This is a genomic window from Ruegeria sp. BC3 (assembly GCF_056539265.1).
On the sequence record NZ_JBQFUP010000005.1, the window covers coordinates 1 to 14182 of the forward strand.

14 protein-coding genes are annotated in these 14182 nt (G+C 58.3%); 12 read left to right on the forward strand and 2 right to left on the reverse strand.

Translation table 11 applies throughout. From position 1 onward, the window contains the following. Nucleotides 1-184 precede the first annotated feature (184 nt). From ACR0MV_RS14595 to ACR0MV_RS14605, 3 genes are all read left to right on the forward strand, one after another. Complete coding sequence (locus ACR0MV_RS14595; protein WP_480702567.1) at nucleotides 185-1426, forward strand: dipeptidase; 1242 nt, start codon at nucleotides 185-187, stop codon at nucleotides 1424-1426. A gap of 83 nt (nucleotides 1427-1509) precedes the next feature. After that, nucleotides 1510-3351, forward strand: coding sequence for an amidohydrolase (locus ACR0MV_RS14600; RefSeq protein WP_480702568.1), 1842 nt, complete (start codon nucleotides 1510-1512; stop codon nucleotides 3349-3351). Nucleotides 3352-3479: 128 nt separating this feature from the next. Beyond that, nucleotides 3480-4817 carry a tetratricopeptide repeat protein gene (locus tag ACR0MV_RS14605; protein WP_480702569.1) on the forward strand — a complete coding sequence of 446 codons (1338 nt, stop codon included), beginning with the start codon at nucleotides 3480-3482 and terminating at the stop codon, nucleotides 4815-4817. Nucleotides 4818-4842: 25 nt separating this feature from the next. Here the strand turns inward: ACR0MV_RS14605 and rpe are convergent, their stop codons facing one another. After that, nucleotides 4843-5532 (reverse strand): ribulose-phosphate 3-epimerase, encoded by a 690-nt coding sequence (gene rpe, locus ACR0MV_RS14610; RefSeq protein ID WP_480702570.1) that lies wholly within the window; start codon nucleotides 5530-5532, stop codon nucleotides 4843-4845. 165 nt (nucleotides 5533-5697) lie between these two features. Here rpe and phnC point away from each other — a divergent pair, with 165 nt between their 5' ends. The 5 genes from phnC (at nucleotide 5698) to ACR0MV_RS14635 (ending at nucleotide 10438) form a co-directional block, all read left to right on the forward strand. Further along, entirely contained in the window at nucleotides 5698-6519 is an 822-nt protein-coding gene (phnC, locus tag ACR0MV_RS14615; protein WP_475201719.1) for a phosphonate ABC transporter ATP-binding protein, read from the forward strand. Between the two features lie 65 nt (nucleotides 6520-6584). Next, nucleotides 6585-7487, forward strand: a complete 903-nt coding sequence (phnD, locus tag ACR0MV_RS14620) for a phosphonate ABC transporter substrate-binding protein (protein ID WP_480702571.1) — start codon at nucleotides 6585-6587, stop codon at nucleotides 7485-7487. Nucleotides 7488-7554: 67 nt separating this feature from the next. Next, nucleotides 7555-8436 carry a phosphonate ABC transporter, permease protein PhnE gene (phnE, locus tag ACR0MV_RS14625; RefSeq protein ID WP_170426840.1) on the forward strand — a complete coding sequence of 294 codons (882 nt, stop codon included), beginning with the start codon at nucleotides 7555-7557 and terminating at the stop codon, nucleotides 8434-8436. Next, a complete protein-coding gene (phnE, locus tag ACR0MV_RS14630; RefSeq protein ID WP_170426839.1) occupies nucleotides 8433-9800 on the forward strand; it encodes a phosphonate ABC transporter, permease protein PhnE in 1368 nt (455 codons plus the stop codon). Before phnE (ACR0MV_RS14625) ends, phnE (ACR0MV_RS14630) begins: the two co-directional genes overlap by 4 nt. Nucleotides 9801-9817: 17 nt before the next feature. After that, nucleotides 9818-10438, forward strand: a complete 621-nt coding sequence (locus ACR0MV_RS14635; protein ID WP_480702572.1) for an LbetaH domain-containing protein — start codon at nucleotides 9818-9820, stop codon at nucleotides 10436-10438. A gap of 113 nt (nucleotides 10439-10551) precedes the next feature. Here the strand turns inward: ACR0MV_RS14635 and phnF are convergent, their stop codons facing one another. Next, nucleotides 10552-11262 (reverse strand): phosphonate metabolism transcriptional regulator PhnF, encoded by a 711-nt coding sequence (gene phnF, locus ACR0MV_RS14640; RefSeq protein ID WP_170426837.1) that lies wholly within the window; start codon nucleotides 11260-11262, stop codon nucleotides 10552-10554. A gap of 103 nt (nucleotides 11263-11365) precedes the next feature. Between phnF and phnG the strand changes: the two genes are divergently transcribed. From phnG to ACR0MV_RS14660, 4 genes are read left to right on the forward strand one after another with little or no spacing between them, the layout of a single operon-like run. Continuing rightward, a complete protein-coding gene (gene phnG, locus ACR0MV_RS14645; RefSeq protein WP_170426836.1) occupies nucleotides 11366-11824 on the forward strand; it encodes a phosphonate C-P lyase system protein PhnG in 459 nt (152 codons plus the stop codon). After that, the gene (phnH, locus tag ACR0MV_RS14650) at nucleotides 11824-12399 is read left to right on the forward strand and encodes a phosphonate C-P lyase system protein PhnH (RefSeq protein ID WP_170426835.1); all 576 of its coding nucleotides are present in this window, start codon (nucleotides 11824-11826) and stop codon (nucleotides 12397-12399) included. The genes phnG and phnH overlap by 1 nt, the downstream gene beginning before the upstream one ends. A 3-nt stretch (nucleotides 12400-12402) precedes the next feature. Further along, a complete protein-coding gene (locus ACR0MV_RS14655; RefSeq protein ID WP_480702573.1) occupies nucleotides 12403-13494 on the forward strand; it encodes a carbon-phosphorus lyase complex subunit in 1092 nt (363 codons plus the stop codon). Beyond that, nucleotides 13491-14087, forward strand: a complete 597-nt coding sequence (locus ACR0MV_RS14660) for an HAD family hydrolase (RefSeq protein ID WP_170426833.1) — start codon at nucleotides 13491-13493, stop codon at nucleotides 14085-14087. Before ACR0MV_RS14655 ends, ACR0MV_RS14660 begins: the two co-directional genes overlap by 4 nt. The last annotated feature ends 95 nt before the right edge of the window (nucleotides 14088-14182 follow it).

Below are 14182 nucleotides of genomic sequence, written 5' to 3' on the forward strand. Positions count from 1 at the left end.
CGTCGGCGCCGGCGTTGTGTCGAAAATCATCGAGTAATTCGCACCCGCGAATACCGACAGAAAGGGCGCCCAAATGGGCGCCCTTTTTTGTCGCTCATTAATTCACGAATTCCATTTCGTACTATCCTCATGGCCGAGGCCCGGGCATTATCCTTGAAACAACATGTTGTTGAGGAATTACGCCATGAAGGTAGCCACGATCGCCCTGAGCCTGATTTTGGCCGGTACAGCACCAGCTTGGGCCAGCGAAGAAAGCAAGACATGGGATGCCTCTGACGAGGCCAAGCAGTTCGTTCAGGACACGATTGTTCTGGGGATGCTCGCCAGCCCTTATGGTACTGGGTGGACGGAATATGAGCAGTTACACACCTATTTTGACCGCGCCCGAGAAAACGGGATCACCGGTCACGAAATGACCCTCGCCGCTGCGGACATGTCTTTTGATAGGTTCCTGGAACAGCATTACCATTTTCGGGCCGCCATGGCCGAGCAGCCGGAAAATTTTCTGATCGTAAACGAGACACGAGATATCGAGGCCGCTCATGCTCAGGGGAAAACAGCCGTTATCTGGAACAGGCAGACGGCCACCATTCTGGACGGTGATCTCAGGAAGATGGCAGTGCTCAAGGATATGGGCATCAAAAGCATGATCCTTGCCTACAACGACATTTTTCGGACCGGGTCGGGCCAGTTGGCGGCCTATAATGGCAATGACATTGGCCTCACACCTTGGGGGAAATCGGTCATAGACGAAATGGTGCGGTTCGGAATTCTACTGGACCTCAGCCACACCGGCTCTCGGACGGCGAACGACGCGATGGAGTATATGGAAAGTAACTATCCGGGTGTTCCATTCGTCTACACCCATTCCGTGCCGGCGGGTTTGTACAAGAGCGAACCGAACGCGACACCTCGGGGCTGCTATAGGGCCATTCCCGACGATGAAGCGATCCGGGCGGCCAAGTCGGGCGGATATGTGTCACCGACGTTTACCGAATGGATGATGGACGGCGTTTGGCCAGAAGACATTTCGCCCAAACAAGCTGCCGACATGATTGACTACTATGTGCAGCTGGTCGGCATGGATCATGTTGGCATAGCAACGGATGACATGTTCTCGACCGAACTTGTCATCCAATTCGCGACGGCAAATGCCAGCATGTATGATGACGGTGGCTATATGATTGATGCGTTCAACAAAGGGGCCACAGGTAATGGCGAGTTGGCCAAGATATTGGCGGCCATTACGGACGACTTGTGGGCGCGTGGATATTCCAACGAGGACCTCGCCAAGATCTATGGTGGGAACAAAATGCGTGTTTACGCTCAGGTCTGGGAAGGGAAACCTCCGCAGCAGTTTCTCGAGGAGTATCCAGAACGTTTGCGCATGCGTGAGGAGTTCAGAGAGCTTTTCCCAACCCGCTGACTCGCGGGCCGCGCATTTTCCGCCAGCCAAGAAAACGGGGACTAAGTGAGTTCAACGCATTTTCAGTAGGAAAGAGGTCATAAATGAACATTTCATCATTCTCAGTCCTGATAACAACCTGGGCGGCCATTTCGGCCGGTTCCGCCCTCGCTCAACAAACTGCGGACACGATCTATTCCGGCGGGCCGATCCTGACAATCAACGATGGCCAGCCCACGGCTGAGGCCGTTGCCGTTAGGGATGGCCGCATTCTGGCCGTAGGTACTCTTGAAGAGATGGCAGACCTTCGCGGTGATGATACGCGTGCCTTTGATTTGGCCGGGCGTGCCATGCTTCCGGGTTTCGTGGACAGTCACGGTCATGTGGTGATGGGCGGTCTACAGGCCTTGTCCGCGAATCTGCTGGCACCGCCGGATGGCGAAGTCACCGACATTGCCAGCTTGCAAGCCACGCTGTCCTCGTGGGTGGAAGACAACGCTGAGACAGTCGATCAGGTGCAAATGATCATCGGGTTCGGCTATGACAATGCGCAACTGAAAGAGCTGCGCCATCCCACCCGCGATGAATTGGACGCGGTTTCCGCCGACTTGCCCATCGTGATCGTCCATCAGTCCGGTCACATCGGTGTGGCAAACTCGAAAGCGTTGGAAATCGCGGGAATCACGGAAAGCTCTGAGGCCCCTCCGGGTGGGGTCATTCAGCGCGATGAAAGCGGACTGCCCAATGGTGTGCTTGAAGAATATGCCTTTTTCGCCGTCCTAGTGCCGATGCTGAGCAATCTGGGCGAAGAAGGCATGATCGCCTTCGCGCGTGCAGGTAGCGACCTGTGGGCCAAATACGGGTACACAACCGGACAAGAGGGGCGCTCATCCGGTCAGATTGTCGAAGCCTTGAAGAAGGTGGGAGCCGAAGATGGCCTGCCCATTGATATCGTCGCCTTCCCTGATGTTCTGGAATCGCGTGAATACATTGGTGCCAATGTGTCGCGTGATTATCAGGACCGGGTAAGGGTCGGCGGCTGCAAGCTGACCATCGATGGATCCCCGCAGGGCTTCACGGCGCTGAGGGATCGCCCATATTATGATCCGGTCGGCGCTTATCCGGCAGGGTACGCTGGCTATTCCGCGATTACGATGGATCAGCTGCAGGAAGCTGTGAACTGGTGTTACGAGAACGGCATCCAGATTATTGTCCACTCGAACGGCGAGGGCGCGTCGGACATGCTAATCGCCGCGCTCGAGGTCGCTCAGATGAAATATGGCGACCCCGGAAATCGACCCGTGCTTGTCCATGGCCAGTTCCTGCGCGAGGATCAGGTGGCGAGTTTCAAACGTCTGGGCGTGTTCCCTTCGATTTTCCCAATGCACACGTTCTATTGGGGTGATTGGCACCGCGACCATACGGTCGGTCCGGTAAACGCCGAAAACATTTCACCTTCGGGCTGGATTCGCGAAAGAGACATGATGTTTGGCACCCACCATGACGCGCCAGTCGCGCTGCCGGACAGTATGCGTGTGCTTGCCGCGACTGTAACGCGCAGAACCAGGTCCGGAGATATTCTGGGACCGCATCAGCGCGTCGATGTAATGACAGCGCTCAAGGCGATGACGCTCTGGCCTGCTTGGCAGCATTTTGAGGAAGATGACAAAGGGTCGATCGAGGTTGGCAAGGTTGCCGATTTTGTCATCCTGTCCGATGATCCGACGGCGATAAACCCTGAGGCTCTTGCGCAGTTGAAGGTCCTGTCGACGATCAAGGATGATGCTGTCGTGTATCAGGCAGAAGAAGGTGTCCGCGAGGGCAGGCTCAACCACGCGCCATTTTCGAATGATCCGGTTTTGGCGCATGTGTTTCTTCACGCGATCTATCAGGGAATGCAGGTGGAACAGCCTTGGTTAGCGATTGATCAAGGCAACGTGCAATGACGCCCGACCAAATCGCCGCTTTCTGAGTGCCGAGCTTGACTAGTGTTTTAGGCCGCTTCGCGCCAAGCGGCCTTTTTCTGATCACATTTCTCGGTATGTTCTTTGTGGGAACAAAGAAGCGCAGCAGCATGATCAGATCGTTACCTATATTCGCCCTTTCAGCAGCGTTTGGCATGGTCGCCGTCGCGGGGACCGCGAAGCCGCTGCTGACGGATTCTCAGGACACTTATGTATCGGCCTGTCTGGAACAAAGCGACACGCCAGAGCGCATGATAGAGATTTGCCAGCACGGTCTTGGTGGCATCGGTGCCTCGGATCGGCAGCGCATTGAAATGTTGGATAAGTTAGGTTGGGCTTACTACGATCTTGATGCTCTGGATGAAGCTGATGAAGCATTCACTGAAATCCTGACCTTGGATCCGAATGCCGAGGTCGGGCTGCAAGGCCGGGCCTGGGTAATGTACAACCGGGATGCCTTCCCCGAGGCGGCCGAGTTGTTCCGGCAGGCAGTGTCGCGCAAGCCAAGTGCCGGCAATATGGCCGGGCTTGCAGCCAGTGCGCGGCGGGCCGGGCAAGTGGATTACGCGGAATTCGAACAGATGATGCAGACCGCGCTGGCGATGAATCCCGAATACACTTGGGCGATGCGTGAACTGGCCTGGAGGCTTGTGGATCAACATCGGTTGGACGAGGCGTTTGGGCTATTCCAAAAGGCCAGCGCGCTTGATCCGTATGATCCATACTCTGCCTATGGCATGGCCTTTGTGCTGACCGAACTGGATGAGTGGGAAGCCGCGTTTGATCCGATCAGCCGGGCGTTGGACCTGAAGCCGGATTTCGTTTCTGCGCTGTCACGCCGATCCCTCATTCTGCTGATGCTGGATCGGCCCAAACAGGCACTCAAGGACGCCGAGGCAGTGGTCGCGGCCAAACCCAACGACGCGGATGGTTATGTGCGCAAAGCGCGGGCGCTGTCCGATTTGGGGCAACGTGCGCAGGCGCACTTGGTTCTGGAAGAGGCTGAGAGCCGTGCGGGGCCGGGGTCTTATCTGCTGTACTGGCGGGCCAGGTTGTTTGCGGATGACCTCGATTATGAGGCCGCACTGTATCACATCCGGCGCAGCGTGGCGCTTGAAGGCGCTGACCGCTTTGACCACCGCCTGCACGCAGACATTGCCTTGTGGCTGGAGCACACCGATGAGGCGCGCGAGGCCATCGACCGTGCTCTAGAACTGTACCCCGGTGGGGAGTTTGAACAATACACCAACGCTTTGGTGCTGGTTGCCGAAGACAGGTTCGATGAGGCGGAGGCCACTTTCGACGCGGCGAGCCAGGCTGGCTTGCCCGAGGATTACCTCGGCGACTTCCTGTCGGCGCTGGTGGCCGAGGGGCGGTTCCTGCAGGCCATCAAGATGCGCGCCCGGTATGGCAATGAGGGCGCGCACGACGTGCCGCGCTCGAACTAGCGCGCCACGTCACTTTGCGAGTGAATCAATCCAGTGCTGATTCTGCAGCGTTACGCACTGCAGTGATATTCTGGCCGTAGACATCGGGGTTCTGGACCGAGCCGCCCTTGAATACGGCCGAACCGGCGACCAACACGTCCGCACCTGCCGCCGCGACCAGTGGAGCGGTCTTGGGATCAACGCCGCCATCAATTTCAATGTGAATGGGACGATCACCGATCATCTCGCGCAGTTTGCGGACCTTATCAGTCATGTCGATGAACTTCTGACCGCCAAAGCCGGGGTTCACGGTCATTACGCAGACCAGATCGGTCAAATCCAACAGATGTTCGACTGCTTCAGCCGGAGTGCCAGGGTTCAGCGCAACGCCTGCCTTCATCCCGGCGGCCCGGATGGCTTGCAGAGTGCGGTGCGTGTGCGGCCCGGCCTCGACATGGGCGGTCAGGATGTCCGCTCCGGCGTCGGCATAGGCCTGGATGTAGGGATCAACCGGCGTTATCATCAGATGCACATCCATGACCGTTTTGATATGCGGGCGGAACGCCTTCACAGCCGGAGGACCAAAGGTCAGGTTCGGCACGAAATGGCCGTCCATCACGTCGACATGGACCCAATCGGCCCCTTGCGCTTCGATGGCCTGAATCTCGGCCCCGAAATTGGCGAAATCGGCGGACAGGATCGACGGGGCGATCTTGATGCTGCGGTCAAAGCTCATGGTTGGCCTCATATGGATAGCGTGTTGGCACCGCATATAGCGGCGATAGGTGCCGAAGGGTAGGCCCCTTGGGCCATAGCGGCGTTTACAAAACTTTCACCCAATCGACACATAGCCGTTGAATCTCATCTGTAGCTGACCGCCAACACGAATTGGGGGTGGCAAGTGCTGCGCATTGAGAAACTGACCAAACGCTTCGGCGATAATGTAGCCGTTGATGCAGCGACGCTGGATGTAGACAAGCCTTGCATGATCGGCATCATCGGGCGGTCGGGCGCGGGCAAATCTACCCTGCTGCGGATGATCAATCGTCTGACGGATGCAAGCGACGGCGAGATTCTGTTCGAAGGCCGCGATGTCACCAAGCTGAAGGGCCGTGACAAGCGTGCATGGCAGGCCGATTGCGCGATGATCTTTCAGCAGTTCAATCTTGTGCCCCGCATGGATGTGGTCTCGAACGTGCTGCACGGCACACTGAATCGCCACTCGACGCTGGCGACCATGTTCAACCTTTTCCCGATGGAAGACATCCACCGCGCGATCGATATTCTTGATCGCCTTGGCATCGCCGAGCATGCACCCAAACGGGCCGAAGCCTTGTCCGGTGGTCAGCAACAGCGTGTCGCCATCGCGCGCGCCCTCATGCAGGACCCCAGCATCATTCTGGCAGACGAACCCATTGCTTCGCTCGACCCGATGAACGCGCAGGTCGTGATGCAGGCCCTGCGTCGCATCCACGAAGAGGACGGTCGCACCGTCATCGCCAACCTGCACACTTTGGACACCGCGCGCCGCTATTGCGACCGCGTGGTCGGTATGCGCGATGGGCGTATCGTATTCGACGGGCTGCCCGAGCAACTGACAACGGGCGTCGCCCGCGAAATCTATGGGGCCGATGCCAGCTTCTCGGAAGAGGCGACCTCGACCGAGATCGAAACGCTGGACGCGACCCAGAAGGCGCTGATGGAAGCCGAGGCCACCATCTAAGCCCGTTTCACCCCTTTCATCGACCGGCCGATGAAAGGCCGGCATATCAACCCGGAGAGAGACAGATGAAAAAACTGATTGCTGCCCTGGTGACCACAACTGCGTTGGCTGCACCGGCCATGGCCCAGGAAATCAACGAATTCCGCATTGGTATTCTGGGCGGCGAGAACGCTCAGGACCGCCTGAACAACAACGAATGCCTGCGCGAATACACCCAAGAAGCACTGGGCGTCGAAACCAAGCTGTTTGCCCCTGCCGACTATGACGGTGTGATCCAGGGCCTGCTGGGCGGCACCATCGATATGGCGTGGCTGGGCGCATCGAGCTATGCCAAAACCTATCTGAGCGACGCCGAGGCGGTTGAGCCGGTACTGGTCAAGGTCAACACCGATGGCGGCTACGGTTACTACTCGATCGGTTTTGCCCGCAAGGACAGCGGCATCACCTCGCTGGAAGACATGAAGGGCAAGACCTTTGGCTTCGGCGATCCAAACTCGACCTCGGGCTACCTGATCCCGTCGATCGAAATCCCGCAGGCCACCGGTGCAACCATGGACTCGGGTGACTATTTCGGCGAAGTGAAATTCACCGGCGGTCACGAGCAGACCATCGTTGCGGTTAACAACGGCGACGTGGACGGCGGTGTGACCTGGGCCGACGGTCTGGGTGATTGGGAAGACGGCTATCAGTCGGGCGCGCTGCGCCGTGCCGTGGATGCCGGTCTGGTCGACATGAACGACATGGTCGAGATTTGGAAATCCAAACCGATCCCCGAAGGCCCCATCGTTCTGCGAAAAGCTCTGCCTGCGGACGTCAAAGAAAAGATGACGGCCCTGATGGCTGGTCTGGCTGACAAGGACCGCGATTGCTTCTACGGCGTTGCAGCAGGTGAGGCCCGCGCGTTCGAGCCGATCACGCATGACGCCTACGAAATCATCATCGAAGCGCGCAAGCTGAAGTCCAACTAAGCCTGCATATCCAATGATCGGGGTCCGGTGGAAAACCGGGCCCCGTTTGTCCACTCAGGAGCATTCCATGACAGACCTGACTGCAGGGTCCCCCAGCGTCGACCAGATCCGGTCCGACTATACCGAGATGACACGGCGCAAGCGGGTCTATGGTGGTATCCTTCTGATTGTATTCGTGGCCCTTATGGCCGCGGGGTTCCGCACAGCCGACAGCCGCAACGCGGGCAGCTTTTCCGATGGGTGGCACAGGATATTTGACTACCCGGCCGAGGTGTTGTCCGAAGCGTGGGAAAAGATCGACCTGTTGCCCGCCAATCTGGTCAAGTTCTTCCCGGCGCTGGTTGAGACCATCAACATCGCTGCGGCCTCGACCCTGATCGGGACGATTGCGGGCACGTTCCTTGCGCTGATGTCGACCCGCGGCATGGCGCTGTGGCCGTCGCTGATCCCGCTGTTCCGCCGCATCGCGGATATCTGCCGCGCGGTGCCTGAAATCGTGATCGCGCTGGTTCTGATCTTTGTTCTGGGCGGTGGTCCGGTTCCCGCGATGATCGCCATTGCCATTCATACGGCAGGCGCGCTGGGCAAGTTGTTTTCCGAGGTAAATGAGAACGCCTCGCTGAAGCCGGTCGAGGGGCTGCACTCGGTGGGCGCAAACTGGTCGCAGCGGATGTATTTGGGTGTCATTCCTCAGGTCGGTCCGAACTATGTCAGCTATGCGCTGTTGCGGTTCGAAATTAACATCCGCGCCTCGGCCATTCTGGGTTTCGTCGGTGCGGGCGGTTTGGGCTACGAGCTGCGGAATTCGATGTCCTGGGGGCAGGGACGGTATGACGAGGCCGCCGCGATCTTCCTTCTGTTGTTCGTGACAATAGTTGTCGTCGATCAAATCTCGGGTCTTCTGCGTGAGCGTCTGACCCACGGTTCCGAAAAAGGAGCGCGGGCATGAGCACCTTCGCCACCGACCTGTCTATTGATGAGCTTAAGGCTGAAGCCGACCGTCTGTTCAGCCGAAAGCGCCTGACGAATTTTGGGCTGCCCGCGCTGGTTCTGGCCTATCTGGTCTATGTGTTTTTTGCCTTCGATGTGCCCGGACTGGCCGAGCGCGCAAACTGGCAAAACGGCAAGACGCTGGTTGCGGACAGCTACAGCTACAAAACCCATATCGAACGTGACAACCGCACCGGGGAAGTTTCGGCCGCTATCGAGGGCGAACGCAAAGGTCGCTATCCCGAAGGTCAGGCCCCGGAATGGGTGAGCCTCGGAGAAACCACGGTCATTGATCTGGAAGACGGTCACATTGTGCGCTTTGGCCCCGAGACCGTGGAATACGATATCCCGGGTTACGGCACAGTCCGTGCGACACCTACCCGTTCAGCAGGCGTTCAGGCTGAACTACCGGCCGGAGATGTGCCAGAGTGGATCAATGTTTCAAAAAACCGAATGGCGATCACGACGGATGCGGGACGTCTGACGGTTACGCGTAACCGTTCCGAGGTGTTCCGCTATTTCAACGGGTGGGAACTGTTCTGGTTCACACTCGATAGCCCCTACTATGGCAAGTCCTTCACTGAGTTGGCCGGGTTGGCCGCCCAAGGTGAGGCCGGAGAGATCTTCAACGATTTCTGGACCAACAAGATGTGGCGGCACCAGGACGTGGCTTGGGCGATTTTTGAGACCATTTTGATGGCGTTCCTTGGAACATTTGGCGCCGCGATGGTGGCCCTGCCGTTGGCATTCCTCGCCGCTCGCAATTTCAACCCTCTAAGGTCGCTCAGATTTGCCACACGTCGCATCTTTGACTTTGTGCGTGGCGTGGATGCACTGATCTGGACAGTTATTCTGGCACGCGCATTCGGACCTGGGCCACTGACGGGCGCGTTGGCTATGCTGGTTACCGATACAGGCACTTTCGGTAAGATTTTCTCGGAAGCGCTGGAGAACGTGGACCAGAAGCAGATCGAAGGGGTGCAGTCCACAGGCGCGAACGCACCGCAACGCTATCGCTTTGGTGTGATCCCACAGGTGACGCCGGTGTTGCTGAGTCAGCTGCTTTATTTCCTTGAGTCCAACACCCGTAGCGCCACAGTGATCGGCGCGATCACGGGCGGCGGTATCGGCCTGCTTCTGACGCAGGCGATTATCACTCAGAAGGATTGGGAAGAGGTCGCATATTACATCGTCCTGATCATCCTGATGGTGATGCTGATGGATTGGTTCTCGGGCTGGCTGCGTCGGCGATTGATCCAAGGGGAAACCGGCAAAAAGCGGAAGGCCAAGGATCCTAAAGCGAAACCTTTCCCGCTGCCGTGATCAAGGACATCAGCACCATGCCAAGACTGCGATCCGATCAGCCGTTTATTCATCCTGACTGCAGCATAACCAACAGCAACTTTGGCGCATTCGTTGAAATCGGCGCGGGAACCCGTGTGGCGAATTCAAGCTTGGGGGACTATTCCTACTGTGACCGGACCTGCGACATCGCGAATGCCCAGATCGGGAAATTCGCCAATATTGCCAGCTTCTCGCGGATTGGTGCAACGGATCATCCAATGGAGAAGGCTTCGCTGCACCATTTTCTGTACCGCTCGGCGGATTACTTGGATGACGCCGAGGACGATGCCGAATGGTTCGAACATCGCGCAAGCCGCGTGACGGTGATCGGCCACGACACATGGATCGGACATGCGGCGATCATCAAGCCCGAAGTCACCATTGGCCACGGCGCGGTGATCGCTTCGGGAGCGATCGTCACCAAAGATGTTGCGCCCTACACCATTGTCGGTGGCGTGACCGCTGAACCCATCCGCGAGCGATATTCACCCGGGGCAGCCGAGCGCATGATAGAATTGGCTTGGTGGGATTGGGACAATGCCCGATTGCGAGCCGCCTTGCCGGATTTCCGTGCAATGAGTGCCGAAGCGTTTCTGGAGAAATACGAAACGGCCTGAGCGGCAAGCCATTGAAGGCTCCCACGCCCGCGTCCGCATCGGCTTTGCCGCTACGCCCAACGGGATGAGACCTCCGTCAGGAGGTCGAAGACAGGCGGGAGGGGTCCTGTCACTTAGTCTTCGTTCAGGGTCAACGTCACACGGTCGCCGGCAAAGACGGTCCGTCCAAACTCGACGGGCAGCCCATTCGGGTCAGCGTTTATGCCTACGGAAAACAACACCGGTGCGCCTTCGGTTATTCGTAGGTGTAGCGCTTGGGTCGCGGTTGCCGCGCGCGCGGTCAGGCGTGTTGAAACACGTGTGTAATCCTCTACCCCGCATCGCTGCAGGGCTTTGGTTACAGATTGGGTGTCCGACAAAGCGTCAAGGATTTCTGGCAGGCGAGCCGCTGGAAAAACACTTTGAAACAGGCCAATGGGCTGCCCGTCCGCCAAAGACAACCCGTCATAGACATGCACCTGATCGCCTGTATTGATCTGCAGCGCCTCAGCTTCGGCCTGATCTGCCGCGCGGGTCGTCAGGGTCAGAATCTTCTTTCCGGGAATCTTGCCGCTGGCTGAGATGCTTTTGTGATACCGGACGCGTTTGCCGATTGCGTAATCAGTCGGTTGAGCAGCCACGAAAACTCCGGCCCCTCGTCTGGCATGGACCAAACCCTGTTCGGCCAGATCAGACAGGGCGCGCCGAACTGTGTGTCGGTTAACCCCGTGTTTGGCCGCCAACTGTGCCTCGGTTGGCAGGCGATCACCGGTCGCGTAGCGGCCTTCGGCGATGTCCGAAGTCAGGCTCAAGGCGATACCTTTCCAGACGGATGTTTTTTTCATGTCATCAAAACTTCACAGGTATGCGGATTGCGAGTCACCGCGTTGGGGTGTACTATTTGTCTAGTTGTATAGTTAAAGTAGACAACCCGGCCAAGAGGCTTTGATGGCAGAACACACAAATATTTCTACCGAGGCGCGGCAGAATTGGATGGGGCTTTTGGCGCGCGCGCCAGAGGGTGATTTGATGGCGCTTTGGGCCCGGTATGGAGCGAAGCCTGGCTTTGAATGGCTGCGCCGTCCTGAAGTCGGCGGCGTGATGGTGCGCGGGCGGACCGGTGGTACCGGCGCTCCGTTCAATCTGGGCGAAATGACAGTCACCCGCTGTTCTCTGGTGCTTGAGGACGGAACGGTTGGGCACAGCTATGTGCAGGGCCGGTCCAAATCCAAGGCAGGGGCTGCTGCGATGATAGATGCGCTGATGCAGACGTCGGCAGCAGAAGCGGTGCGTGAACAAGTGATCGTACCGCTCAAGGAACAGATGCAGACCGAAAAAACGGACCGCGCCGCCAAAGCGGCGGCCACTAAGGTCGAGTTCTTCACCATGGTTCGGGGAGAGGATTGATGACCTCACAATCCCAGTTTTCGGGCGGGTTCCAAAACGCTCCGGTTCAGGCGGCCCACGCATTCCGCGCCGCAATGACCGTAATGGCCCGGCCCGGTGAAATTCGCACATTGGCCGGGGGCGAAGCGCCGCAACCCTTGTCAGTTGCAGCAGGAACGCTGCTGCTGACGTTGTGCGACCCGGATACCAAAGTTCACCTGACTGGTGCTGCCGACACCAAGGCAGCGCGCGAGTGGCTTAGCTTTCATACCGGTGCGCAGCTTTCGGCAGCGTCCGAAGCTGATTTTGCAGTTGGCACCTGGCCCGAGCTTGGGCCGCTCGGCTCATACCGTATTGGCACCTCGGAATATCCCGACCGGTCGGCGACGCTGATCGTTGAATGCGATGTTTTGCAACAGGCCGGGGCGCAATTGCGGGGGCCGGGGATCAAGGACACTGCGCACTTGTCCTTGCCAGATATCCCGGCGCTACAGGCCAACGCGGCGTTGTACCCGTTGGGGTGTGACTTCTTTTTCACCTGCGGCGACCAAGTGGCAGCCCTGCCGCGCAGCACGCAGATCAGTGCGGAGACCTAGGCGATGTACGTAGCAGTCAAAGGTGGCGAAAAGGCAATCGAGAACGCGCATGCCTGGTTGGCAGAAGAACGGCGCGGCTCCACGGATATTGCCGAGCTGAGTATCCCACAAATCCAGGAACAGTTGAGCCTAGCGGTCAACCGCGTGATGGCCGAGGGGTCTCTGTATGACCCCAATCTTGCAGCGCTTGCTATCAAACAGGCGCGCGGCGATCTGATCGAGGCAATCTTTTTGATCCGGGCTTATCGTACGACCCTGCCGCGATTTGGCTATTCGAACCCGGTTGAAACCGGTGAGATGGCTTGTGATCGTCGGATCTCGGCCACGTTCAAGGATGCGCCTGGCGGACAGGTTCTGGGGCCGACATTCGACTACACGCACCGTCTGTTGGACTTCAAATTGGCTGCAGAGGGTGAGGTTCCAACCGCACCCGCAGGGCAGCCTCGCACTGAGGCCACGCCCCATGTCACCGAATTCCTCAAGGGTGAGGACATCATTCAGGATGAGCCAGCCAGTGACGATACCCCGGGTGATCTGACGCGCGAACCGATGGAGTTTCCCTCGACGCGGCCTTTGCGCCTGCAATCCCTGACCAGAGGGGATGAGGGGTTTGTGCTGGGCATGGCCTATTCGACGCAGCGCGGCTATGCCCGCAACCACGCCTTTGTGGGCGAGTTGCGGATCGGCAAGGTCGCAGTTGAGATGGACATCCCCGAACTGGGCTTTGCCATCGACATCGGCGAGGTTGAGCTGACCGAATGCGAAACGGTCAACCAGTTCAAAGGCTCAAAAACCGAACCGCCGCAATTCACGCGTGGGTACGGTTTGGTCTTTGGTCAGTCTGAACGGAAATCCATCGCGATGGCGCTGGTCGACCGCGCGTTGCGTTGGGAGGAATTGGGCGAGGACAATCTGGGTGCCCCGGCGCAGGACGAAGAGTTCGTTCTCAGCCATGCAGACAACATTCAGGCCACCGGGTTCCTAGAGCATATCAAACTGCCGCATTATGTGGATTTCCAGTCCGAGCTGGAACTGGTCCGCAAACTGCGCCGTGAAGCGGAAGAGCGGATCACTCTGAAGGAGGCGGCAGAATGAAGGCTGTCGTCTTTGATATCGGCGGCGTGCTGATCGACTGGCAGCCTCATTTGGCCTGGGTCGAGGCGCTTGGGTCTGAGGATGCCGCACACGCGTTTATCGAACGCACCGGGTTTCGCGAACGCAATGCCCGCGGCGACAATGGCGAGCGCTTTGCCGATATGGCGAAAGAGCTGGACGATCCGCAGGATCAATCCCTGTTCGCAGCCTATGTCGAGCTTTACACCCGTACCGTTGAAACCCCGATCCACGGGACTTGGGACGTGCTGGACCGGCTCAAGGCGCAGGGTATTCCGGTCCATGCGATCACAAACTGGTCGGCGGAAACCTGGCCCGAAGGGCTAAAGGTCCATCCCCGGTTGGGGGAGGTCTTTGGAACGCTAGTCGTGTCCGGGCAAGAAGGCGTGATGAAACCAGACGCGCGCATTTTCGAAATGCTCTGCGAACGGGCAGCGATCGCACCGCAGGACTGTGTTTTCATCGACGACGGTTTGCACAACGTCCAAGGCGCACAGGCGGTGGGCATGGATGGTATCCATTTCACCTCGCCACAAGCGTTGGAAGCCGCACTGTCTGAGCGGGGTTTCCTATGATCCGGAACACATGCCCGAGCGCACAATCCCGGCCGATCAACCCACGGGGTGTTGCCGATTTTACTCGCCTGGCGGGTCTATGCAGGATCCGATCG